Annotated in this window: 13 protein-coding genes; all 13 read right to left on the bottom strand. The window is 34.1% G+C overall.

Translation table 11 applies throughout. The features are described 5' to 3' along the window. Positions 1 to 59: 59 nt before the first annotated feature. The 13 genes from sprA to Q1W72_RS10565 all read right to left on the bottom strand — a co-directional run bounded on the left by sprA (position 60) and on the right by Q1W72_RS10565 (position 26405). The gene (gene sprA / locus Q1W72_RS10625; RefSeq protein WP_302135162.1) at positions 60 to 7208 is read right to left on the bottom strand and encodes a cell surface protein SprA; all 7149 of its coding nucleotides are present in this window, start codon (positions 7206 to 7208) and stop codon (positions 60 to 62) included. Positions 7209 to 7232: 24 nt separating this feature from the next. Next, positions 7233 to 7814 (bottom strand): Holliday junction branch migration protein RuvA, encoded by a 582-nt coding sequence (ruvA, locus tag Q1W72_RS10620; protein ID WP_302135160.1) that lies wholly within the window; start codon positions 7812 to 7814, stop codon positions 7233 to 7235. A 95-nt stretch (positions 7815 to 7909) separates the two neighbouring features. Continuing rightward, positions 7910 to 10198, bottom strand: a complete 2289-nt coding sequence (locus Q1W72_RS10615; protein ID WP_099714313.1) for an NADP-dependent malic enzyme — start codon at positions 10196 to 10198, stop codon at positions 7910 to 7912. Positions 10199 to 10357: 159 nt separating this feature from the next. Next, positions 10358 to 10783, bottom strand: a complete 426-nt coding sequence (locus Q1W72_RS10610; RefSeq protein ID WP_099714312.1) for a CBS domain-containing protein — start codon at positions 10781 to 10783, stop codon at positions 10358 to 10360. A gap of 70 nt (positions 10784 to 10853) precedes the next feature. After that, complete coding sequence (locus tag Q1W72_RS10605; RefSeq protein ID WP_099714311.1) at positions 10854 to 12719, bottom strand: trehalase family glycosidase; 1866 nt, start codon at positions 12717 to 12719, stop codon at positions 10854 to 10856. After that, entirely contained in the window at positions 12716 to 13930 is a 1215-nt protein-coding gene (locus tag Q1W72_RS10600) for a sugar MFS transporter (protein WP_099714310.1), read from the bottom strand. Before Q1W72_RS10600 ends, Q1W72_RS10605 begins: the two co-directional genes overlap by 4 nt. A 42-nt stretch (positions 13931 to 13972) precedes the next feature. Further along, positions 13973 to 14911, bottom strand: a complete 939-nt coding sequence (locus tag Q1W72_RS10595) for a carbohydrate kinase family protein (protein ID WP_099714309.1) — start codon at positions 14909 to 14911, stop codon at positions 13973 to 13975. Then, positions 14912 to 16090, bottom strand: coding sequence for a glycoside hydrolase 100 family protein (locus Q1W72_RS10590; RefSeq protein ID WP_302135155.1), 1179 nt, complete (start codon positions 16088 to 16090; stop codon positions 14912 to 14914). 1 nt (position 16091) lies between these two features. Then, on the bottom strand, positions 16092 to 17393 hold the full coding sequence (locus tag Q1W72_RS10585) for an MFS transporter (RefSeq protein ID WP_302135153.1): 1302 nt from the start codon (positions 17391 to 17393) through the stop codon (positions 16092 to 16094). A 134-nt stretch (positions 17394 to 17527) separates the two neighbouring features. Further along, complete coding sequence (locus tag Q1W72_RS10580) at positions 17528 to 18445, bottom strand: hypothetical protein (RefSeq protein ID WP_302135151.1); 918 nt, start codon at positions 18443 to 18445, stop codon at positions 17528 to 17530. After that, positions 18445 to 19800 (bottom strand): vanadium-dependent haloperoxidase, encoded by a 1356-nt coding sequence (locus Q1W72_RS10575; protein WP_302137937.1) that lies wholly within the window; start codon positions 19798 to 19800, stop codon positions 18445 to 18447. Before Q1W72_RS10575 ends, Q1W72_RS10580 begins: the two co-directional genes overlap by 1 nt. Positions 19801 to 19834: 34 nt before the next feature. Continuing rightward, positions 19835 to 23095, bottom strand: coding sequence for a VCBS repeat-containing protein (locus Q1W72_RS10570; RefSeq protein ID WP_302135149.1), 3261 nt, complete (start codon positions 23093 to 23095; stop codon positions 19835 to 19837). Next, positions 23088 to 26405: a VCBS repeat-containing protein gene (locus tag Q1W72_RS10565; protein ID WP_302135147.1), complete on the bottom strand. Its 3318-nt coding sequence runs from the start codon at positions 26403 to 26405 to the stop codon at positions 23088 to 23090. The genes Q1W72_RS10570 and Q1W72_RS10565 overlap by 8 nt, the downstream gene beginning before the upstream one ends. Between the last annotated feature and the right edge of the window lie 51 nt (positions 26406 to 26456).

The raw sequence follows: 26456 nt of genomic DNA, 5'->3' as shown, positions 1-26456 counted from the left end.
TAAATTTTATGCCACAAATGTAATAATCTTCTATTCAAAATTGTTCCCTTTTAGAAAAATTAATTCCCAAAATTATAACGAAGTGTGATTCCGGAACGAACATTTGTCAACGGAAAAGAAGTAGATATTACTGCTTTTGAAAAAGAGTGATCATAATAGAAAATAGCCGTCAGGTTTTTACTAAAAGCATAATCTGCTTTGACCGTCAAAGACCATATATTTTGTCCTCCAGCCAATTGATTGTTGTCATAATCTAAATATCTAACAATCGTTTGATTGTTTCTATAAGTCACATCTGCTTTCAAATTGATGTCACTTTTTATTATTCCTGTTGGATTATCTGCCAGTCTGGAAGAGAAAATTACGTCTTTGAAACGATAACCCAATCCTACCACATATTCTATTCCTTTAACTTCTGTCAACAAATTATTATCAAAACTCATGGATAATGCTCTGTCTTTTTTGATTTCGGCCAATACTTTTAAGGAACTTTTCAATTCAAAATCCATTCGCAACAACGGATTAAATTGTTCCACCAAGTTTATATTTGACATTATCGTTTGATTGAAAAAATTACCACTCGCATCTTTTCCTTCTGGATCTTTGTCGTATTCAAAATTTGATCTAAACGCATTTATCGTATAAGAAGCCCTGTAATTATGTTGCAAAGAGAACCGTTTGAAATTCTTTTTAAAGAGTCCATAACGCATCAAACCATTGTATTTTATCGACCAGTTTGGAATTGGAAAACTTCTAAAAATCCCAAGAGAAACATCCGAAGCATTTCCGCCTGAGTAAGCTGCTAAAAACGCAGGCAACAATACTGCCTGATTGTTTTTTCCATAACCTATCGGAAATCCATCTGGGTCCAAATTACCCGGATTAGTAATGTCAATTCCTCGTTGTGTAGCTAATCGATTGGCTACCGTAAGTCTGTTCATTCTAAAATCATCAAATGCAACCGATGAATTTTCATCACTAGCCGAAAACGATGTTTTTATCAACACCGTTGAAATTGAAAAAATACCTGTATCATATGGAGATCTAGGATTATAAACCCCGTCAATAACATCATACTGTTCCGAAGAATTTTCAGAATAAGCACGATCTAATGACAAATCAATTTTTAAATCCGGCAGCAAATCTACATTTGCGGTCGCTTTAAATAATTTATTAGTTACTTGAGAAAAATTTTGGTTAAAATCAGGATAGTTCGTTAACCAACCATTTTTGGCAGCTTCATATCTTACATCGTCTTGTGCCCCAAAAATAAATCCTAACGACGGTCTTGACGAACCTAGAAACCCTACACTTGGCGTATATCCCGGTAAAACCGTACCGCTGTTATAGGTATAATTCATTTGGATGTTTTTAATACTGGTTAAAATACCTATAAAACCATCTACAAATTCATTATTTTTTGGTACTTGATTAGCATTTGTATTTACTATTTTTTCACCTGGTTTTGGAGCGGTTGTTTTAGGTTTTGGAACTGTTTTATTTGCGTTTTTTGTTAGCCCTAAATATTTATACAACATATCCATATTTAAAGTTGCATTCAAATTGTTTGAACTCGCATTTTGAACCGTATTACCTAAATTATAACTATTTCCATCAATTTCTATTTGAGACAATGCATTAGAAGTACGTTGCCAGCTATAGTCTCCAGTATAAGAATAATTAGCTTTGACAAAACTAAATAATGGAATTTTATTGATTGGAATTTCATAATTCACAACCAATTGCTGCATGTGCTGATTTGGATCTCCAATATCCCAATAACTATCCCAGATTGTAAAAGTTTCGATAGGTTCATTGTCTTCATTCAAATAATTTTTTACAATATTACTGGAAGAAGCCGTATAGTTTAATTTTAAAGATTTAGTCAAATTAAAATTAAATCCATATTGATAATTGAACGCAAAATTTCTTCTGTACAAAGGATCTAACCCAATTCCTTCCACATCTACCTGTCTAAATTGCTGACGATTGTATTGTCTAATGATATTAGTATTAAACGATATATTAGAAGGCAAATAATTAAAATTGAAATCGCTTAATAATTTCCAATAATTACTTTTTTTCATGAATTTTGTCTTCTTGAAAGGCTCTACTGATTTTGGTTTAAAAGTATAGGCATAGTCCACCGATGTATTTACCTGCTGGTCTACATAATCTTCAATTTCAAAATCATGTCTTTCCACTTCATTAAATGACTGAGAAAAAGTAAAATTCTCCGGGTCGTACACACGCTGTTTTTGTTCTGGGCTTCGATCTTTTCTAACCCCAATGAAGTTTATACTTTTACGTTTTGTATAATCAATAGCTCTTTTTTCGATGTTGTCTTTTTCGTTCTGATCAGCTGTATTAGCAAGCAATTGTTTTAGTTTGATATCTTGATTAAAAGGATCATATTCCGGAGTTATGGTCTCCTCGCCAATAGCATAATTGAAAGGCAGATTAATTTGCCATTTTGGAGGCAATAATTTACCAAGATTTACATTAGTCACAATACTATATTGTTCTGTATCCTCACGGTTTCTTTCGTTTGGTCCTTGTTCTAAAGTTCCAAAACCAATAGTACTCTTTTTACCTGAAGCAGAAACTGTAGCAAAATCAGCTAAATTTGTATCAACATTCAATACAGCAGCCATCCCGCCTTGATTATCCATATCCGCTAAGCGCAGTTCATTAAACCAAACTTCTCCTTTGATATCATTTCGGGATTCGTTGTTTTTTAGACCAACCATCAGCGTTCGCACTAATCCAAAATTAGGATTCCCTTTTATACCCAATCGTAATCTATCGCTTCCGTCACCTTCCGTATTTGCCGGATCATTATCCGGATAATAAATACCATCCAATGGCAATGTACTAGGATTAATACTCATTGCGAGAATTTTCAATTTTGTCAATAAAGCCAATGACAAATCAATCTCATTTTCTTCTGGCCAAACTTCCTCGGCGCTCAAAGGAGAACAATCTGTATTTGAAGCAGAAGTTGGGCTCGTCACTTTTAAAGGAATTTCAATTTGATAGAAATTTTGAGTAAAGTCATTTCCAAAACGGATGAATCCAACCATTTGATTGTCTTGCAGCACAACTTCATTTGGTAATGATTCTGCGTGTAAAAACATTTTCAGTTTTTTAAATTGACGCATATCTATACTTACATTTTTAAAAACCGCTCTGGAATCTTCCGGTTCTAATCCGTTTCCGGAAACTCTCAACGCTAACGACTGCTCATTTTGATTGATAACTGTATTGTTGTTGTATAATTGCTCCCTTTGCACTCCTGGAGGAACAATATAATTTATTGGACATCTCTCATTATTTTCTTGAACATTAACCGCTAAAACATCTAGATTAGTATCATCATCAGCAACATTAGTATCATTAAAATCAAGCGTATTGGTATAGCGTCTCCATTCTCCTCGTACCAAATCCAAAGCACCAAAACGAACGGTTACTTCTTCACTAAAACCTGTCATAAACATTCTCATGAAACGAATCGATCTAAAATCAGAAATATTTCCTATCGTGTTTTCGGGTTGTGAAACCGGTATTTTAAACTGCAGCCATCTCGCATCAGTAGTTGAGCCATCCGGTAAAGTCACTTGGGTATTTCTTATGTCAGTAATATAATTTTCCCCTACATTCATGTTTGGCTGTACATCAATACTATATTCGTAATACGCATTAATTGTGTTCATGGTATTATCCCTGTTGATATCCTCTACATCAGGAACAGTTGTAGATCCTCTGTTTGGGTCACTAATATCAACCGCAGAGTTTCCATCAGTGCCGTTATACATTTTATATCGGTCCAAAATTCCTCCGGAAGCATTCAAATAAAACGTATAATCATCTGCCGCCGGATCTAACTCTGAGGCAAAATTTGTATATACAGCTCCTTCATTGCCATTAGCCAAACCATCCAAACCAATATCTTGATTCGTTCTGTTTGCTACATTAGTGTCAAAAGCATAAATTAGTGATTGTGAAGCCGGAACATCTCCCCATAATGGCTGTGGATTTACCAATATCTGATCAGGTCCAAGTCCGTTTTCATATTGTTTTCTTCCATCTTTCAAAACATCTTCAGATATTTCACCTAAATTGAAATAAATTTTTCCAGTATTAGATTGTTGCACCTGACCGTTTCCTACATAAGGATCTAATACCCAAAACTGAATATATTCAACATTTCCTTGTTCGAAATTAGTCGAATTTAATGATCGCATAATTCCTCCAAAATTATCTCTTGGATTTGTAGACGAATTCAAACTGTTATTATACGGACCTCTATCAGAAGGATAATAACTTAAATCCAATGTATTTATAACCTGAGACTGCCCTTGTGCAATATCTGTCAAAGGATACAATTCCTCACTAAAAATTCTTCTGGTATTGTTGAAGGATAAATCTTGATTTGAAATTCCTGCTGGCTTTTGAGTATAAAAAATAGGATCAATAGAATACCAAGCTAGTTTGGCTCTTTTAAATCCATAACTCAAATCATTTGCATTCGCATTGAAATCATACGTGCTCATGGTATTTCTTTCCGGTGTTGATGACAGACTCCAAGCATACGGGGAACGCATATCTATAGTAGACTGCGACCCTTCGAAATCATCTACATAAATGGTAGACTCTCCCTGAAACTGATCTGCTTTTGGAGTGTCAGGTTTCAAAAAAGCAATTTCTCCTCTTACAGAAAGATTAGATGGCACATCAGTATCTACATTTGGTAATTTATTAACCAATCGAGTCAAGAAAGGAACTTCGGTTGAAAAATTAGTATTGAAACCAAAAATAGTATTGTTAACTGATTCCTGACCAAAGCTTGATTTTTGAGTAAATGGTCTTTCTGTCATCTTAAGGAAAGTTCCCCCAATCAAGAAATTATCCGAAATTTTATGTTCTACATTCACTCCCATAAACCTTCTGGTTTGTAAACCAAAAACGGAATTATTTTCCAATGACACTTCGATAGGTGTATTAGAAGCTTGAAGCGACGGATCTAAAATTTGAACTCTTCCCAATTGATAATTTACACTATAATCAATTCCTTCAACTAAAACTCTACCTGCAGCAGTAACCACAACAGAACCTTGCGGCACATTTAAAGCACCAATAGGTATTCCGTCTCCACCGGAGGATTTATATTTTCCTCTTAATAAAAATTTATTTTTATCGCTGTCCTGTAAAGCTCCAGATTGTGTGTTTCGGTACATACTACGAAACACGTATTTCTTTTGATTTTCATTATAAGAACCGGTATTGTTATAACTTTCTCCCCCAGTTGACAATTTCGAAAACAATAATTCTCCAAATGGTTCTTTGGTAGTAAAAATAATTCTTCCGTATTGGGCATCCATAGTTAAGCCGGGCATAAAATCAAAAAAACCATCACCTCCAGCTTGAGGATCATTGTTATAATTTAATTTATCCAAGTTAAATACTTTTAACAAAGGCGTTTCGGCAACTTCATTTTGAGGCAATGGATTCGGCGGAAAAGGACTTCCCGGAACTTCAGTAATATAATTTAAAGGAGAAGGATCTGTGTAAAGAATGTTAAATCTAAAATCTTCTTGTTTTACTTGATAAGCACCCGGAATCTGATAGATGTTTTTCATCATCAAGTTCCAAACAGGATTTTTAACATTGGTCAAATTACTTTTCAGCATTTTCAAAATCAAACTTTGAGAAATAATTGCTTGATTTGAAGGACTGTTTCCTGTAACAACAGTTGCATCAACTCCGTCATTACCAAATTCCCCCACTTGATAAACTTGATCTCCAATTGTATATTGATAAGCAACTGCCAAAACCTCATCATTAGCCAATCTTTGTTGCAATGAAATATAACCTAATTGTGGGTTGTACGTATATTCATTTGGATTCAGCTTTCGAGCATTTTCTAATTTAGAATAATCCTGTCCTTCGCTTACAGTAACATTAAAACCTGAGTTTGAAGTTACAATTTCACGAATATTTGGATTCAATAAACCACCACCTGCTTGTATTAATTCAGGATTGTAGGCATTGTTTTTATTATCTGTTGGAGTATCCGGTCCTGCAATAAAAAAAGGAGGACTGGAAGGAATAGGATCCAAAACAACTACTTCATTATCCGTCAGACCATTTAATTGTCCTTCCCCTAAATCCTGAAGTGCAATAATATTTCTGAGGTTATTGTTAGTAGCGACTACCCTATTTTGTTTGTTGGTTACCCAAATTTCAAGTCGGGTAATTTGAACCCTACTGTCTATAAATGGATAATTTACTAATGATTTATCGTATCTGTTTCTAAAGTATTGGGATAAGAAAAAGTGCCTGTCATTATCATAATCCAATGCAAACATGTCAAAATCTTGAATTGTCCCTCCGCCTTGAGCGATTAAACTTTTCGTTTGTGATTTTTGCTCAGAAAAAACTCCTGTAATGGTCGTTTTTCCAAATTGCAATTGTGTTTTTACACCAAATAAACTTTGTGCGCCTCGAATCAAAGAACTGTTCAAAGGCATACTTACATTTCCTACTTCAATTTTTTGGATGATATCGTCTTCTGAGGGCGCATATTCCAACTTCATTAAGTTTTGAAAAGCAAATGTTGATTGCGTATCGTAGTTAGCGTTTACATTAAGTCTTGTCCCCACTTTTCCCATCAAACTCATACTTATCCTTTGATCAAAATCAAAAGAAAGATTGGACCTATTTCTAGGTGAAAAAGAGGGATTATCTTGTTTTGTATAACGCATTCCCAAATCCATTTCTATGGATCCGGTCGGTTTTACATCAATGGTATTACTTCCAAAAATAGATTCAAAAAGCCCTGATTTCACGTAATATCTTGGCAATAAATCTTTTTTTGCTTCTTCGCTGCCTTCTTTTTTTCCTTCAATAGCATCCACCTTTTTTTTGAAGTAATCGCGCATGGATTCTTTCAAAACCAATTTTTCGTATTCTTTTGGTGTCAATATAATAGGATAATTGATAGAGAATCCATCAACAGAATTTGTGTAAATATACCTGTCTGTTATAGGGTCATAGGTATAGGCTGAGAGAATACTCTTTGGGTTTTTCATCTGGACTTTTCCAATAGAAAATCCAGTTTTAACGGTATCCTGAGCTGCTTGATTTACTTGGGCTTGCGATGCAAAACCACAGAATAATACAAGCAAAAAAGTACAAATTTTATGCATACAACTCGTGTTACTTGAATACCTCTATAGGTTTTTTAAAGCTTTCTTGATGATTGATTCCACAGAAGCCTCTGGGTCTTCTTTGACAATCTTTTCTACCACTCTTTCTGAAGATTTTCGTAAAAACCCCAAAACTTCCAAAGCTGATAACGCCTCATCTCGATTTGTATTGCTTTGCGACATAGAAACTTCATCTAAATCATACAATTTTAATACTTTGTCTTTCAAATCCAGTATTACTCTTTGCGCTGTTTTGCTCCCTATCCCTTTTATAGATTGAATGGTTACCACATCACCAGATGCAATTGCATTCGTAATTTGTTTTGGGTCTAATGAAGAAAGCATTGTTCGTGCTATACTTGCCCCTATTCCGGAGACGGATAATAACATCTTGAAAATCTCTCTTTCTGACTTTTCCACAAAACCAAAAAGTGTATGCGCATCCTCTTTTATTTGAAGATGCGTATATACTTTTATAAAATCCGTATTTGGAAGCAAAGAATATGTATGTAAAGAAATATTTACATGATAACCAACTCCTCCACAATCAATAATTATATGCGTGGGCAATTTCTCTACTAATTTTCCTTGTAAATGTGCTATCATTAATTCTTAAATATAGCACCAAATATAATAAAATTAGCACATAATTTTATCATATTCATCAATTTAACTTCGCTTATAATTTATAGCTTATTAAACTAAATTAAATTTGCTTTTTTCTTTCCTTTTTCCTGCGCATCTATCACCGCAATTGCCGCCATGTTGACCATTTCCTCAACACTTGCACCTAATTGAAATATGTGAACTGGTTTTCCCATTCCTAACATGATAGGTCCTATTGAGTCTACTTTATTCAATTCTTTCAATAATTTATAGGTGATATTAGCTGATTCTAAATTAGGAAAAATCAAAGTGTTTACTTTCTTTCCTGCCAACTTAGAAAAAGGGAATTTTTCTTTTAACATTTCAGGATTCAATGCAAAATCTGCTTGAAGTTCACCATCAATAATCATATCAGGATGATTTTTATGCAAATAAGCTACCGCTTCTCTAACCTTTCCTGCGCTTTCATTTGTTGATGATCCAAAATTAGAAAATGATATCATTGCAATTACTGGCTCAACACCAAACATTTTAGCTGTTTTTGCAGTCATAATAGCAATTTTAGCTAAATCATCCGCAGATGGATTAATGTTTATTGCGGTATCCGATAAAAACATTGGCCCACGAGCCGTCATCATCATATTTGTAGTAGCCACAATTGAGGCTCCATGCGCTTTTTCAATAAGCTGTAACATTGGTTTCACCACAGATGGGTAACTTCTGGAATGTCCTGTAACTAAAGCATCTGCTTCCCCTTCATTGACCATCATTGCTGCAAAATAGTTTCTTTCGCGCATTAATTTTTGTGCGTCCAAAAAGGAAATACCGCGTCTTTGTCTGGAAGACCAATAGGTATTTGCAAACTTATTTCTACGCGCCTCCTCTTCTTTAATTTTAGGATCTATAATTTGAACATCGGCATCAAAACCAATTTCTTCTTTTAATTCTAAAATAATTTCTTTGTTCCCTAATAAAATTGGGAAACCGATACCTTCTTCCAATACAATTTGAGCTGCTTTAAGAACATCTAAATGATCTGCTTCAGCAAAAACAATTTTCTTAGGATCCATCTTAGCTCTGTTTGTAATCAAACGAACCATTTTATTATCATTCCCTAAACGGTCTAATAATTCTTCTTCGTATTTTTTCCAATCCGTAATAGGATTCAATGCCACACCAGAGTCCATAGCAGCTTTTGCAACAGCAGGCGCAACAATAGTTATTAATCGTGGATCAAATGGTTTTGGGATAATATATTCTCTTCCAAAGTTTAATTTTGTAGCTCCGTAAGCAATATTTACTTGTTCAGGCACTGATTCTTTAGTCAATAAAGCCAATGCTTTAACGGCTGCCATTTTCATGGCTTCATTTATCTTGGTTGCACGAACATCTAATGCGCCTCTAAAAATATAAGGGAATCCAAGAACGTTATTCACCTGATTAGGAAAATCAGAACGTCCTGTTGCCATAATAACATCTTTACGAGTTGCAATAGCCAAATTATAATCTATTTCCGGATCTGGGTTTGCCATCGCAAAAACGATAGGATTATCTGCCATTCCAAGTAACATTTGCGGAGACATAATTCCTCCTGTGGAAAGACCTAAAAAGATATCAGCACCAACTAATGCTTCTTCAAGACTCATTGGTTTAATATCTTTGGCATATTTTTGTTGTAAAAGAGACAAAGAAGGATTGTCTTTTGTCAAAACTCCTTTACTGTTAAACATTAATATATTCTCCACTTTTACTCCTAATAAAACGTACAAATCGGCACAAGCCAAAGCAGCAGAACCTGCTCCTGAAACGACCATTTTTACATCTTCTGCATTTTTATCTGCTAATTCTAATGCGTTCAACAATGCCGCCGATGATATGATGGCAGTACCGTGCTGATCATCGTGCATTACAGGAATATTCAACTCTTCGACCAATCGTCTTTCAATTTCGAAAGATTCTGGTGCTTTAATATCTTCCAGATTAATACCACCAAAAGTTGGTGCTATATTTTTAACCGTTTGAATGAATTCTTCAATATCTTTTGTTCCAATTTCGATGTCAAATACATCAATATCAGCAAAAATCTTAAACAACAATCCTTTCCCTTCCATTACTGGTTTTGATGCTTCGGGACCAATGTCACCCAATCCTAAAACTGCAGTTCCATTTGTGATTACGGCAACTAAATTTCCTTTTGCAGTATATTTATAAACGTTGTTTACATCTTTGGCAATTTCTAAACACGGCTCAGCTACACCAGGAGAATATGCCAAAGATAAATCTCTTTGTGTTGCATATTTCTTAGTGGGAACTACTTGAATTTTACCAGGAGTAGGCTTTGCGTGGTATAATAATGCTTCTCTTCTTTTGCTATTTTTGTCCATTGTTTTTAGATTTTATTCTAGCGTACAAAGATAGGGCTCTTGATTTAAAAAAAGAGGACTTTTCCCCCATTCTTTTGTATAAAAACAAGCGTATTTTGATTCCAAAAAAAAAGCTGCACTACCGGCAGCTTTTTATAATTATAACTTTTTTGATTCTTTTTATTGTGTAATATAAGAGTTTAAATGTTGAATGGTATCTTTTTGCATCTCGATTATGGCTTTTACAACGTCACTAATAGAGATAATCCCAATTACAATTTCATTTTCCAGAACTGGCAAATGTCGAACTCTTTTTGTACTCATTAATTCCATGCAGTACTCTAAATTATCCGATGGACTTACCGTTACCACATCTGTTTCCATGATTTCATGAACAAAGGCTTTCTTTGAAGATTTCGCTTTCAAAACAATTTTTCGAGCATAATCTCTTTCAGACAAAACCCCTTTGAGAACAGTATCTTCTATAATAAGAATTGCCCCGATGTTTTTTTCGCTCATCACTGTCAATGCTTCGTATACAGTGTTAGTGGAAAGTATGGAAAAAACTTCCTTTCCTTTAGTGCTTAAAATTTGATTAACTGTCATAATTGATTCATTTAGTGAATTATAAAGTTAAAAAAAATATACATTCAAATAACAAAAATATTTTTCAGTACTAAAATATGTCATCGGGAGAAATCAGTTCTCCTAATTTCTCTTTTAATTCCGCATTCAAAATTTGCAATCCATATTGATAGGACGCATTCACCCAGCCAAAACCTTCTTTTGCGATGTAATCAAATTCAGTCCCTACGTTTCCATATTCGGCAAAAACTTTATGTGAACTGATTTCCAAATCAAATTTTTCCGGAATCGTCCCATTATAATCGACCGCATTTCTGGTAATTAACCACAACCAACGGTAGACCATTTCTTGTGCTTTATCCAAATAATTGTACTTAATCAATCCTTCCCACAACAACATTTGGTGCGGTGCCCAACCAAATGGATAATCCCATTGTCGTTGAGGCGCTTCTTCTGGAGCATTAGCAATACTCGCCTTAGTACTTCCCGTAATTCCGCCTGTTTTCACAAATTGTGGCAAGGCTACCTCGACTAATTTTTTAGCCTGATTTTCATCACACAACCCAGCCCACAAAGGAAAAAATGTTGTTGCAGCTTCAAATGGAAATTGCTCATGGTTCACAAAATCATAATCGAAATACATGCTTGCTTTTTCGTTCCAGCACAATTCATTAATTTTATCTTTACGAAAAAGCGCTTTTTGCTCCCATTCTTCCGAAGTATGAGCTACACCACCAACTTGAAAACTGTTCCCGAAATAAGTAGCAATTAGATAAGCTACATCTTTTTCGTATTTATAAAGAAAACTGTTGACATCTACTGAATTCAAATTGGCGCACGTATTAATGAGTCGGTTAGTCGTGTCGTGTCCACTTTCTCTCATGCTTCGGTCGTGAACAAAATAGACATCCAGTTCAGCATCAACAAGCGTTCTCTGCAAATATTGTTTTTCGAATTCTCGAATAGGTAAATTATATTTTTTAGCATACGGTTCTAAAACATCATCAAAATGTCCCGGTTCCACCTCAAACGGCATTCCAATTCCATCAGCCTTATATCGATTTAAACCCGTTGGCATCAATCGGTTTCCTTGAACCATCCAAACCGTGTTGTATTCCAAAATAACCGTTTCCAAATGGCTTCTTAACCAGTCTAAACTTGGTATTTTCTTTTTGGCAATTTCTATTAGCAATGAGGAATACAACGGAGGTTGTGTTCTTGTCAAATAATAACTCCTATTCGCATTCAGAATTTTTCCGTAATGTATAATTTGGTATTTAAAATTTTCAGCAATCGCAATTGCTTTGTCTAATTGATTATCAATTAATAAGCCTACACCTATGAAATAACTGTCCCAACCATACATTTCGTTGAATCTTCCGCCAGGAACCACAAAGGGAACGCCTTGCAGACTGTATATTTTTTGTTCCAAAGCCAAAGCCAGAATTCCCGGTTTTTCATTTAAAGTTTCCAAATATTCCACCGAATAATTTTCTGGCAGAATTTCGACTTTAAAATTTGGCAATTGTTTTTCCAATTCCTGAAAATAAGTAACTCCCTGTTTGTCTTTGGCAGAAACATAGAGCGTAGCTACATCACTGGAGGTCTTTTCGTCTTCAATAATTTGTGTCAATCCTTTTTTATCAATAGTCCGAGTCAGTTCCTCCCAATAATCATCTTTGATTTTTCTTGAAATTCGTTGTACTGGATTCTCTTGAATGCGACTCAAATCAACTTCACCCATTCCTGAATTTGTGTCCTTAAGTTGGGCTAATTCCTGTAATAAATTTGACAAATGATACGTCCCGACAATCGCTTCCTGTTGTTTGGTAGTTTCGTCAACCAAAACAAATTTTTTAGGGCCATTATCATCTTTAGTGATTTTTTTGTCCTTATCTGTATCCTCTTGAAGCAATAGTTCCTGGAATACTTTGTCTATGTTCAGTAAGAATTTCATTGTTTAGCAGTAAGTTTTTTTAAAATAAAGAAAGAAACAAGCAATAACGACATTGGTATTAAAGTATAATAAAAGGCGTTTTCCGGCCCTTCGTTTTTAAATAAATAACCAATAACCCTGGAGCCCAAAGTTCCGCCAAGTGCAGAGAAAACTACAATTAAACCAGTCATCGAACTGTGCAGTTTTTTAGGCAAAGCACTTAAAACCACTGAATTTAAAAGCGGATAAATAGGCGCAATAAAAAGTCCTACCAATGGAAAAGCAAATCCTATTAAAGGAATATCGCCAAGCGAATTGATTTCTTTGACATCCAATCCAACCGTTTTAGGAAGTACAAAAACCACAATAAGCATAGCTGCTACAATACAAAAACTAAGTACCCAAATCCAATTGACTCTTTTAGTAATTACACCTGCTAAAAGACGTCCTACAGCTAATGAAATAGCCAAAATACTTGCCATCATAATGCTGATGTTCTCCGGTAGATGCAACACTTTACTATTGAAAGTAGGCAACCAAGACATAATTCCCTGCTCAATCATTACAAACAGGAACGCACTGATTACAAAAACTATGGTTAATAGTTTTGCAAATAATTTGAACATTTGTTTAAAGTCATCTGCTAAATCTACGCCCGGAATTTCGGTTTGATTTTCGAATTTGGTAAAAAATAAAAAACCAAAAGAGACTAACGAAATCGCAGCCAATAACCAATATACGTTCAACCAAGCATCTGGATCCGCATCTGAATTAAAAGCGGGAAACAAGAAATACGCTAATGCAATTCCTATCATAAACACACCTTCAATACTACTCATCAAACTATTGTGTTCCTGCTGATTCTCCGTTATTGTTCCAATAAGGGAATACACAGATACTTTTATCAATGCAAAAGAAACACCAACGGTAGCAAAAAGTAATTTGGCCGTTCCGAAAGAATTCCCAAAATACATACTAACGCAAGCCAGAGAAACCAAAGCCAAACCAATAAGCATAGCTCTCTTGTATCCTATTCTTGGCAAAAATGAAGCGATTAAAAACGAAACTATGGCGATGGGCAAATCCTTGAAAGCTTCCAGAACGCTGGCTTGCAATTCATCTACACCATAATTTTTTTGTGCCTTTAGTATCACAATTCCTACGCTGTTCAGCAGAATCGCAAATACAAAGTAATTGAGATACATGGCAATTTTAACCGTACTTTTTTTCATCTTTTACCTATTATTTGAGTTGAATTATTATTTGAATTTAAATTATAAATCGGTATTTAAATATTCTTGAATATCTATTCCTTCTGGCAATCTGCCAACATTCTGAAGTTTCAATACTGCTAATTTTTGTGCAATAGTTATCGTTTCTTCAAAGTTTTTATTTAATAATTGTGCGTATAAAAAACCCGTCCAAAAAGCATCTCCGGCTCCCGTTGTATCTTTGATATCTTCCACAGGCAATGCCTTTTGATGAAACATTCCATAATCAACATTCGACAAAACCACGCCGTCTTTTCCTTTTGTCAAGCAAATGGTTGAAGCTCCTAAACCATGAAAATATTCAAAAATAAAATCTTCGGTTTTTGCTTCTGCAAAAAGGCGGTAACAATCATCTTCGCTTAATTTCACTAATGGATTAGTCGACAGATACTCTTTCAAAACATGCTTCGCCTCTTCCCGGTTTGGCCAGATTCTCTCCGAAAAATTAATATCAATACTCGTTTGTAATCCTAACGCTTTGGCTCGTTTGGCACTTTCCACAATAGTTGTCCGAGCTGGATTTTTGCTTAAAGCAAAACAAGTCGTATGGAAAATTTTGGCGCTTTCCAGTAAATCATTTGGTATTTGACTTTCCTCAATTTGACAATCTGCTTCTCGATAAGGAATAAAATCAGGTGTACTGGTCGATTTAGAAACAAATATCACTGACGTCGGATGAGTTTCTGATTTTCTAATTTGCGATGTAATCACATGATTTGCCTTTAACTTCCTAACAATATATTCGCCTAAACCATCTTCCCCACAAGTGGCTACTAATACTGATTTCAGACCCAAACGCGTTGCATTTACGGCAACATTTGTTGGCGAACCTCCCAGAAAACGATGGTAATCTTTGGTTCTATTTATAGACGTATTCATTTCATGACCAATAAAATCAATCAACACTTCGCCAGCACATATTATGTCTATTGTCTTTTCCAATTAAACTAAAAATTTAAAATTTGTATGTAAACTTTGGTGTAACAGCACCGTTGCAGCACCACTCCATGCGCAAAAAGGAACGCCATTTGGGGCTTTGGTTTCACTGTTGAAATTTTCGTAGAAACTGAAATTTTCAATAGCGTTGGCTTCGTTTATTGCAGTTAAAAGCGCTGCTGCTTCCTTATTTTTCTCTTTCGAAAGCAAAGCCAATCCATAAAACCCATTGACCATGGACCAACTTCCTCCGTTATGAAACTCATTTGGGTAATTCCTAAACTCGTATTTGCAATTGTTTTTAAGCAAATTCCAGTCTAAATCGGTTTCTTTTATTGGTGGCCAAAAAGCTGGCAACAGCTGCAATTTCATTTCGTTTTTAAGTGCAATTGAATACTCTAAAATTGTATTTTGAAAACTTTCGGAACCAATGTTTAAATACAAAGCGAGCGAATTTGCAAAAGCATCAAACTGTGTTTTATATCCCGCCGGCGAAAATGAACACGGCATGTATTTTTGAATATTAACTTCATTATATGCTCGTTCGTGGTATTTCTCTCCAACAGAATTCGGAGTAAAATTAATTTCAAGTTGCTTTGTTATTGCAACAATTTTGGCAGCAATCAAATCGTCATGTGCAAAATGGTTGTAACTTTTTAAAGCCCAAATTCGGAGTAATTGATCGTACAAAACATAACCATCAGTGATGTATTCATCTGCCCAATTTCCTGATAATGGAACATATAAAAGCCCTTTATTGTTAAACTCCCAAGCCTCCAAAAGCGCAAAACACTTTTCAATTTCAGTATCATATTTTGCAACGAAAGTGATATCTTTTGTATAATAAGCATATTGGCAAATTCCTATTACAAACCAAGTCACCGCATCTACTCTTCCTGCCAATCCGCCATAACTAACCTCAACTTGATCACCATTTGTCATCACATTTGAAGGAATAGTCCCGTTTTGATGTTGATTATTGGCTAATGTTTCTAATGTTTTACGGAATGTTTCGATTAGTTTTTCATCTCCTGAAGCCAAAGCTGCCAATCCACAAATCACACCATCTCTAGCCCAAACTCTTTTATAGTTAGAAATATTTTGGGCACTGGCTAAAAACCCTTCTGACGAGGACACTTTCTCAAGCAACTCAATTGCTTTTGTATAATTTAAATCACTATTCATATTACTCTCTTGAAACTTTTTTACTTTTAATCAAAAGGGTACAAAAAGAACTGATTAGTAATAATACACCCGCAAAACTGATAGCTTGACGCGGATCGTTATCTAAGAAGTCTTTTAAAATGTAACCAAATGATAGGTTTTGGATAATCATTGGAATAACAATCATCATATTAATAATCCCCATATAAACTCCATATCTTTCTTTTGGAACTACAGCAACAACCATCAAATACGGAATGCCCATCATACTTGCCCAAGCAATTCCGTAGCCAATAATCACAGCAAAAAATACATATTGGTTTTGGACTATTGGAAAGCATAAAAAAGAAACGGCTCCTAATAATAAGCACACAAAATGAATCATTTTCGCACCATGTTTTTTAGCTAATTTCGCCAAATAAAAAGCAACAGAAAATGTAACTATAAATCCAAAAGCACCGATTAATCCGTTCCACTCAACTGCTTTTTCATAGCCCATTACATTCTTTGGAGTTACATTCCATACTGATAATGCAATACTTTTTGAATTGTTTTGCCAATAACACATCATGGCATACCACTGAAACAAATAAACCAAAAATAGTTGCCACATCACTGTTGGCATTTCTAAAACTGCTTTATAAATATCGATGAAAGGAGAAAAAATCTGTAATGGTTCAGCTTTTAAAATTGCTATTTCTTCTGCAGTTGGTGGGATTTCTTTTGTTTTACTCATACTCCACCAAATGGAAGTTACAGAAAGTACCGCCCCTAGAAAGAAGGAGGCGTAAATCCAAGTGGGTAACGATCCTGTGTAGCCAACAAAAACAATTGGAAATAGGAATAGAGAAATATAGGCTAAAAACTGTCCAAAACCAGTAAAAAAACTTTGAGCCTGAAAACCTACGGGCTGTTGTTCTTCGTCTAATGTGTCAGCAATAAATGCGCGATACGGCTCCATAGCAGTGTTATTCCCAACATCTAGAATCCAAAGCAAACCAGCAGCCATCCACAATGAACTGCTAAATGGAAATAAAAATAAAGCGATACTACAAATTATAGCTCCAATAAAAAAGTAGGGTTTTCGTCTTCCCCATCTTGGATGCCACGTTTTATCACTCATCGCGCCAATAATAGGTTGAATCAATAAACCCGTTAAAGGTCCCGCAAGATTTAGTATAGGAATTTGATCTGGACTTGCATGTAAAAAATCATATATCGGATTTACGGCACTTTGTTGCAAGCCAAAGCTGTATTGAATACCAAAAAAACCAACATTCATATTGATTATTTGCCAAAAGCTCAATTTTACTTTTAAATTCATTCTAGGTGGTTAATTTGTTAATTTTTTCTAAAATTAATTTTAAAATTGCCAATTAAATACAGAATAAAAACAAAAACGTTTTCGGAAGACCCGAAAACGTTTTCGATAATTTAAATCACCTAAAAAATTCTTCTTTATTTTGAAGTAAAAGGAATAATTATTTTAGTTTCCCATTGTAACTCTTCTCCTCCATTAAAAGGATTCGACAAGAAATGTTCCAAAACTTTATTTTCCAATTTAAGATCGTGCTTTTTTGCATAATCCATTAAGGCAAACCAAGCTCTGTCTGAGGTTCTGAAATTGCCGTAATAAGTTGCTTTTAACCCTTTTATTACTGGTAAAGTTTTAAATTTCACAACATTATTTATAACACTATTTGTGGGCTTGTCAACTGGAAAACAATAATTAAAATCGATTGTTTCTTTATCAAGATCCCAATTTATAATTTCTAAGTAAGGTCGCCCTTTTATTTTTATTTTATTTTCAAATAAAAAACCAGTAATGATAGCATCGTTTGCAATCATAGTTTGCCCTTTTTCCTGTAAAATACTTTTCAGATTAATGTATGCTACAAATGTCTCTTCTGAAACACCTTCACCTTCAATTTTCACTTTAAAATTTTTTAAATGTTCGCCCAATCCTTTCTTGAAATCAGTTATTTTTCTGATTTGCTCCTGTTTGAACTTCGTATTAAAAAATGGCGCCGTTAGTTTATTATACAAGCTATGCTTCAAATCCTTGACACCAACATTGATTTTTGTCACCGAATCATTTATATACGTAATGTCCCAATTATATTCCATTTGAACATCATCTTTTTTCATTTCTTGCTTGATGAAATCAAAATTTCTCTTTTCTAAAATTACATACCTTTCAGATTCCTTTAAAGCCTGAGCATTTGACCATTCCTGAATCCCTTGAAAAACAGTCCCTGTAGCTGCATTTACTTTAAACGAAATAGAATAATCTGCTTCCTTTATAAAGAGGTACCAAATTAAAAACAATGAAAATAAAACACTAAAACCAATTATAATTTTTTTTCTAACAGTCATTATTTTTTAATCATCTTTAATTTATTATTGATATAACCTCCAATATTATTGCCTTGTGCAACACCATTTTCAATTGCTGCTCTGTAGTGAATCCCTCCGTAAAGCCTACTAATTGAAGCTTCTGCAGCAGCTTGTTTAAATGATTTAAAAGGTCTTTTAGGCAACCCAAAAGAAACTTCTGAATCATCGATATAACTAAAATTATCCCCAAAAATAGAGGTGAGAATAATTGCTGAACACGAAGAAACAACAGAATGTCCGCTTACATATTCCGGAAAAGGTGGTGTTTGTAATTGTGGTCTCCAGTTTTCATCTATATTTTGATTAATATACGTTTCAGGACGCACAACATTACTTCTGTACTTCTCCTCCCAGCAACTGATAAAACTCTCAAAAATTCCAATTGATGTTTTAGTATAAGCAAAAACCGTAGTCTCAAAATCTGATTTAGATTTTTTCAAAGCTATTTTAGTAATGTTAATCCAGTGTGCATCTGGTGTATTTTTCTTTTTTGCAAACATCATATGACCTTGTATTACGGTAGCATACGGATTACAATCCCAAAAGGAAGCTATAGCCGATTCTTCAGGAATTGGTTTGCTTGAATTTTTCTCCACTTCAACTAATTTTTCAGAAATTAAATTTCCTACATCATAAGTTTCCTTTGCATCTTTATAAAAAGCAGAATTTTTATCCGTAGAAAAAGGATAAGGTGCAATGGGTTTAAATTGAGATGCTGAATCCATAACCAAAGTCCTTATTTCTCCCCAATGCGGTTCAACACCATCCATATAAGATGGCGGAGTTGGTTGCCATCTTCCAGCTTGATCTGCATGAACTGAAAATTTAGAAAAAGTTCGAGTTTGCTTATAATTGTCTTTTCCCATCCACATTTTGATTCTGTCCACCACTTTTAAAGCGTATTCTTTAGACAAATCAAATTCTTTTTGATTTTCGGAGCCCCATTTTTCATACAAACTATCTCTGTATTTTTCTAGAGCTTCCTCAGAAAAAATCAATTGTTTACTCACTTCAATATGGGCAATAAGTGCTGCTAAATTTTTGTTGACTCCACTTTTCGGATCAAGTTTAGGAATAGAATCTAATCCTTTTAACTGACCTTGTAAACTTTCATATTTAGTGTTGTTTTGAGCCATAATCTCATAAGCAGCAACATTTGGATAAACATAAATTCTACTGGCTACAGGAGGCGAAAATATATCATGGACCATAATTCCTGTTACCGTATCAACTGCAGCACAAAAATCATCTGTAGTCACTTTAATAGGAGTGTCTTTTTTACATGAAGTAAAAAAAAGCATTACAAGTCCTAAAAGATAAATTTTAGAGTTCATGTTATTGGGTTTAATTATTTTATTTGTCATTAAATTATTTTTTAGCTGAAGGCATTTCATACAATTCTGCTTTTTTATTATTGATAGTAATCAACATATATTTCTTTCCATTGAAATTGACAATATCCAAGTGCCTAACTGTCTTTTGAGTCAAATCTATTCCTATTTGATTGCCTAAAAAGATAGTTTTATCATTCTTAATCAAAGCTCCAGAAAATCCGTCAAACCTACTGTGATAGGGTGAAACCCCAAAGTAATTCCCTGCTGCAAAAACCTCCTCTTTCGCATCTGAATCAAAATTAGATTTCAGAAAACTTGTAATGGGTGCCACTTGCATTTTATTCGAAAAAGGTACAAAAGTAAACTTCCCTTTATCATTTCTCAAATAGCCAGATTTCAAATTATGAACTTCAAACAAAGTTCCTTTTTCCAACATTTTTGGATCAAAAATCTCAACCAATGTTTTACCCGCAAAGGATTTGTAACTGTTGAATTTCTTTTTTAGCATCCCGCTGAATTGTTCTGCAAGTTCATCCAGACCTAATGTAGTATAATATTGTCCTTTCTTTTCTATTGCCACAATCGTTTCAAAAGATCCGTTAGTATCAAAATCATCATAATACATTTTCATTGGAAAATCCTGCGAAGCTTTAAATTTAGAATTCATTCCCCAGTTTCCTACCAAGTAATCTTCATCACCATCATGATCTATATCAAAAGGAAGTACTGATTGCCACAATCCATTATTTTTTTCCGGAAAAACTGTTGCTGTTACATCCGTGAATTTACCGTTTTTATTGGCAAAAAAAGTAGGCTTCATCCATTCGCCAACTACAATTAAATCTGTTTTTCCGTCTTTGTTAAAATCAGTAAAAACAGCATCTGTAACCATTCCGATTTTCTCAAAAGTCTTATTTTGAACAATAGTGAATATTCCTTTATTGTTGTTCAACAAATAGCAATCCGGCATGCTTCCAAATCTATTATTGATTGAATTGTTACCAACAAAAATATCTAAATCACCATCTTTATCATAATCAAAAGCCTTTACAACCGATGCATTTTGAGCCAGCTTAGGCAAAACTGCATTTAGGAACTGATTGTTTTTATTTAGATACAAACGGTCTTGCAAATTAGATGCATTTTCACCTCCACCGGAAGCTACATACAAATCATTTGTTTTATCATTATTGAAATCGCCTATGACAACTGAAGCATCTTCAAAAATAGAATCTTTTTCGATTTCAGCAAATCTCTTTTTAGAAAATCCGGAAGCATTTTGAAAATAAATCGATGCTTTTTTACCTTTGGAACCACCAAAGAAAATATCCTCTTTCCCATCTCCATTTAAATCTCCAACTGCTGTTGCTGCTCCACGATCAGAACGTTGATATGGAATTAATTTTTGAGACAAAATATCAATAAAATCATTTTCCTGATGTATAAAGTCGATTCCTAAACCCGTTTCCAGTTTTTTGAAAATTGGCAAAACACCCGGATGCAATTTTTTATAATCAAAAGCTTTTCTATTCTGATTGGCTTTTATGGTAAGCGTTTGACATGTTTTAACATTCTTTACTGTTTGATATGTTTTATCCGGCCAAATCACCACTAACGAATCTACCTTAGTTGTTTTTCCATAACCAAAATGGATAATTGGTTCTGATGAAGATTGAAATCCTCTGGTAGTCTGTAGTTCCTTAAATTGTTTTTTTTCTTTGGAATAAGAAATTACTTTGGCTCCAATCCCAAAAGTATTTTTTCCTGTAAACCGTAGTTTCAATTTTAAATAGTTTGATTTGGTATCCGTTTTATTTATATAAAGGGATGCAATTGCATTGGTATTATTGGTAATTACATCTAAATCTCCGTCATTATCAATATCTGCATAACCACTACCATTTGAAATTATAGAATCATTTTCTATCCAATCACTTGAACGGTTTTTAAACTGTAAATCAGCTGCACCTTGAAAAACATAGTTTGTCACATTTCCCTTTGGCATTCTCTTCAGCGCTTCTTTATCCAATAACTTTGTCGTACTGATTTTGTTTTTTATTTGATCATTTGAATAATATTTCACGTAATCTAAATCGTTCGGACGTTTTGGAATTCCGTTACTAATAAAAATATCTTGTTCTCCATCTTGATCATAATCACCAAATAAAGTACTCCAACTCCAATCAGTTGCTGCTACACCACTCAATAAAGCAGTTTCTGTAAAATGGCCTCCTGCTTGATTTAATTGCAACGTATTTCTGGAATACTGATAATGATAACCTAGTTTTTCGGTTCTCATTTTTATCATTTGAGTATTGTCATCACCCAATGAAGATTTCAACACCTTTTCGTCTTCTGGAAGCATGTCTAAGCTCAGAACATCTGGAAAGCCATCATGATTAACATCTGCAACATCAACTCCCATTGAAAAACGACTTGTGTGTCCAAAATATTGTTTTAAACTTTCCGTAAAAGTTCCATCACCATTATTTATATAGTAGTAATCATCTTCGTGAAAATCATTCCCCACATAAATATCTGGATAACCATCTAAGTTAAAATCAGAAACCGCCAATCCTAAACCGTAGCCATTGGCACCTCCAAAAATTCCTGCCAGCTCACTTACGTCAACAAATTTTCCATTATCATTGCGAAATAACTTATCCCCACATTCATAACTTCTTTTAGTCCTAATAGCAGCATTTCCGAAAGATAATTCAGAGTGAACGGCATGATTCAATAAATACATGTCTAAATCCCCATCCAAATCATAATCAAAAAATGCTGCTGAAGAACTGTAATTATCAAGATCTAATCCGTACTCTGCTGCACTTTCAGTAAATGTGTTGTCCTTGTTGTTGATGAATAATTCGTTTTGACCTTCAAAACCATTAATTCCAACAACTGCACAAACATAAATATCAAGATATCCATCTCCATTTACATCAGCCATAACAGTCCCGGCATTCCAGTCACTTTGACTTTCTACACCAGCTTTTACTGAAATATCTTCAAATTTATTTTTCCCTTTATTCAAATACAATTTATTTTTTCCTTGATTGGAAGTGAAATAAATATCTACCAAACCGTCATTATTGATATCGCCAAGGGAAACGCCTCCACCATTATAATAATAGAGGTAATCTAAAATGGAAATGTTTTTGGATTCTAATAATTGGTTATTGAATGTAATATTGCTTTCCTCTGAAGACAATTTCTCAAATAATTGCCCCTCTTTTTTGGAACAACCAATAAATAGCAATGAAGCCAGTCCTATTCTGAAAAAATTATTCATGGCGTCTAAATATTTTAGGGGTATTATCATTTACAACAGCTATAATTGAAACCGTTTTATTTTTATCTTTTATTATTTTAACCTGTTTTACTTCCCCTTTTATGAAGAAACCTGATTTATTATAAGGCAACCATGAAAAAGTTCCGTTTTTGCTTCCTAAAAGTATGCTGCCATAATTAGCATCCAATCTGGAGAATTGTGGTTTGAACTCGTATTGATTTCCACCCAAGATTAAATCCAAAATTCCATCATTATTAACATCCATAGTACTAATGGTGTTTACACAAGAAAACTGAACTTCTTTTGGAAGCGCTTTTATCTCAAACTTACCATTTCCTTTGTTGATTGCGATTACACTTTCTTGAATATTTACTGTCTTCTGAATCGAATTATCGACTACTTCTTTAGCAAATAATTCCTGAAATGTTTTCTTAGAATAATCCGCATAGCTTAAATTTTTCTTCTTAATCGAAGGAATCTGTTTAGCCAATTCCTGTTTTAGGTTTATTGGTAAATCTCTACCTTCAATTGATCTGGTTGCTATTTGTTCAATGGTTCCATTATTATCAAAATCATTGGTAAACAATTTCATCGGATTTGTATTGGTTGCTTTGTAGTTTGTATTTGTTCCTTTATTACCTAAAATCAAATCTTTTTTACCGTCATTGTTCAAGTCAACACAGCTAACAGCATTCCAGAAACCAAGATACCCAGTAAGATTAGATTTATATTCCACCAATCGGCGTCCATTATTTTTGAAAATCATTGGCGCTGTCCAATCCCCGACTAAAATTAAATCTTTTTTGGAATCGTTATCAATATCTTCCCAAATTGCATCGGTTATCATTCCAACCGAGTTAATTTTGAATGCTTTTTTATCTGTTACGTTTGTAAAGTTTCCTTTTCCGTCGTTTTCCAATAACAAATGCTTAGGATCAATTCCATAAACACCCGGAACGCTTCGACTTCCTATAAATACGTCGGTATCGCCATCATTATCAAAATCATTTGAAGCGATTACCGAAACATTATTGTTTGTTGTTGGCATATTGGTTTTGCTTTTCACAAAAACTCCTTTTCCGTTATTCAAATACAGACGGTTTTTATAATTCGCCTGATCCGCTTTTTCATTTCCGCCAGAACCTACAAGTAAATCGATGTCTCCATCATTATCAGCATCAAAAAAACTGGCCGCAGTATCTTCAAAAATAGCATCTGCATCTAAATCCTTCTGATCAGTAACTGAATAATTACCATTCCCTTTATTTAAATATATTTTACCGGCTTGCCCTTTGGCTCCGCCAATAAAAACATCCTCATTCCCATCACCGTTAATATCAGCAACTGCTAATGACGGCCCTTCTTGAGAAAGCATTTTAGAAATTAAACCTTCATGATCAAAATCGACATAATTATTTTCTTTGTGTGCTAAAAATTGATTTTTCTTTTCAGCAAACAATGGTTTTGGCTTGTCATTTTTAGTAACATAATCTACTTTGGCATTTGTAATATTCAAATTTAAAGTACAATTATTGGCAATTTTTTTAATCGTCTCAGATTTACCATTTGGCCAAATCACTTGCAATGAATCAATTTTTTTAGTTCCAATTCCAAAAGTCATTACATAATCAATAGACGATTGAAAACCTCTGGAAGGAATTAATTCTTGTCTAAGAATTTCTTTACCAGAGAATAACTCAACAACACTCCCAACACCAAATTTGTTTTGATTATCTCCTTTTAGTTTTACTTTAACGTAATGATTTTTCTTGTTTTTCTCTGAATTATTTCGATATACGAAAGATTCCATATTGACATTATTGACAATCAAATCTAAATCACCATCATTATCTAAATCCCCGTAAGCGGCACCGTTAGAAAAACTTGGAGTATCTAATCCCCATTTCATAGCTTCATTGCTAAAGGTCAGGTTTTTGTTATTCTTGAAGGCGTAATTTGGTATCGGCGTGCTTGGCATTTTACTGATAATAGTCTGAATTTCTTCTTTTTTACCTGTAACCACCATTTTTTGCATAAACTCATTAGCAAAAAAATCAACAAAATCCTGATTGGTTAAATCGTTATAAATTCCGTTACAAACATAAATATCTTTGTAACCATCATTATCCATATCAAATAATAAAGCTCCCCAACTCCAATCGGTTTTGGCAACGCCGGCATGATTTGCTATTTCAAGAAATTGATTGTCGCCATTGTTTATTTGCAACGTATTTTGCATGTATTGATAGTAGAAATCCAGATTTACTTTCCTTGTAAATAAATCATAGTTTTCAAAATTTGTAGTCGTTTTTAAGCGTTCGTCCGGTTCCGGTAACATATCCGTTACAAAAATATCGGCTTTCCCGTCATTGTTTACATCGGCCATGTCAGCTCCCATTGAAGATTGGCTGATGTGTGATGTCCATCCCTGAATTTGTTCGGTAAAGGTTCCGTTTTTATTATTTATGTATAAATAGTCTCTTTCATAAAAATCATTCGAAATATAAATATCCGGATACAAATCTCCATTTACATCTCCTACCGTAACTCCAAGGCCAAAGCCTATCAAACTACCATAGATTCCTGATTTCTCACTTACATCAACGAATTTTCCGTTGTCATTGCGCAACAACTTGTCACCACCTCCTTTTAGAATTTCAGCGACATCCCAATCTTTATCCCTTAAATCTCTTTTGTTAGAATAATTAAGACTGCTTACCGGTATAAAACTGTTATTTAGAATATAAACATCTAAATCACCATCTTTATCATAATCAAAAAAAGCAGCATGCGTAGTAATTCCTGTGTCAGCTAGATTGTATTCGGCTGCTTTTTCAGTAAAAGTATTATTGCCGTTATTAATAAAAAGTTCGTTTTTTTGTTTATCACCCAAACTATTTCCTGCGTTACACACATAAATATCGAGTAAACCATCGGCATTCAAATCAACCATCACAACACCCGTAGACCAGGTTTTGGTTCCTTCAACACCCGCTTTTTTAGAAATATCCTCGAATTTAAAATTTCCTTTATTTAAGTACAGTTTGTTCGTCCCTAGATTTGAAGTAAAATATACATCGGAAAGACCATCGTTATTGATGTCTCCAATAGCTACACCGCCACCATTGTAAAAATTTCTGTATTTGAATATGTTCATGTCTGCGCCATTTTTAACTTCATTTAGAAAATTAATTCCGGTTTGTGAAGCATCTAACTTGGAGAATAAGGCGTCTTTATTTTCTGAATTTTCTTTGGAACAATTGGAAAAAAAGAGAATAATAAGTGGTAATAAGACAAAACGATTTGACATATTATATTGTAGAATTTAGTTAGGTAATTTCAGTTGATTAGAATTGCCTAA

The sequence above is a fragment of the Flavobacterium sp. ZE23DGlu08 genome (assembly GCF_030505335.1).
GTDB lineage: Bacteria > Bacteroidota > Bacteroidia > Flavobacteriales > Flavobacteriaceae > Flavobacterium > Flavobacterium algoritolerans.
The sequence above is the reverse complement of the archived record's forward strand: the minus strand, read 5'-3'. Positions and strand labels throughout refer to the sequence as shown.

What these genes read in the sequence shown, in the direction of transcription:
- Q1W72_RS10575 (WP_302137937.1), bottom strand. Translation starts at nt 19,800, where the DNA reads ATGAACTCTAAAATTTATCTTTTAGGACTTGTAATGCTTTTTTTTACT.
- Q1W72_RS10570 (WP_302135149.1), bottom strand. Translation starts at nt 23,095, where the DNA reads ATGAATAATTTTTTCAGAATAGGACTGGCTTCATTGCTATTTATTGGT.
- Q1W72_RS10590 (WP_302135155.1), bottom strand. Translation starts at nt 16,090, where the DNA reads ATGAATAGTGATTTAAATTATACAAAAGCAATTGAGTTGCTTGAGAAA.
- Q1W72_RS10615 (WP_099714313.1), bottom strand. Translation starts at nt 10,198, where the DNA reads ATGGACAAAAATAGCAAAAGAAGAGAAGCATTATTATACCACGCAAAG.
- Q1W72_RS10565 (WP_302135147.1), bottom strand. Translation starts at nt 26,405, where the DNA reads ATGTCAAATCGTTTTGTCTTATTACCACTTATTATTCTCTTTTTTTCC.
- Q1W72_RS10600 (WP_099714310.1), bottom strand. Translation starts at nt 13,930, where the DNA reads ATGAAAAAAAGTACGGTTAAAATTGCCATGTATCTCAATTACTTTGTA.
- sprA (WP_302135162.1), bottom strand. Translation starts at nt 7,208, where the DNA reads ATGCATAAAATTTGTACTTTTTTGCTTGTATTATTCTGTGGTTTTGCA.
- Q1W72_RS10580 (WP_302135151.1), bottom strand. Translation starts at nt 18,445, where the DNA reads ATGACTGTTAGAAAAAAAATTATAATTGGTTTTAGTGTTTTATTTTCA.
- Q1W72_RS10585 (WP_302135153.1), bottom strand. Translation starts at nt 17,393, where the DNA reads ATGAATTTAAAAGTAAAATTGAGCTTTTGGCAAATAATCAATATGAAT.
- Q1W72_RS10610 (WP_099714312.1), bottom strand. Translation starts at nt 10,783, where the DNA reads ATGACAGTTAATCAAATTTTAAGCACTAAAGGAAAGGAAGTTTTTTCC.
- Q1W72_RS10605 (WP_099714311.1), bottom strand. Translation starts at nt 12,719, where the DNA reads ATGAAATTCTTACTGAACATAGACAAAGTATTCCAGGAACTATTGCTT.
- ruvA (WP_302135160.1), bottom strand. Translation starts at nt 7,814, where the DNA reads ATGATAGCACATTTACAAGGAAAATTAGTAGAGAAATTGCCCACGCAT.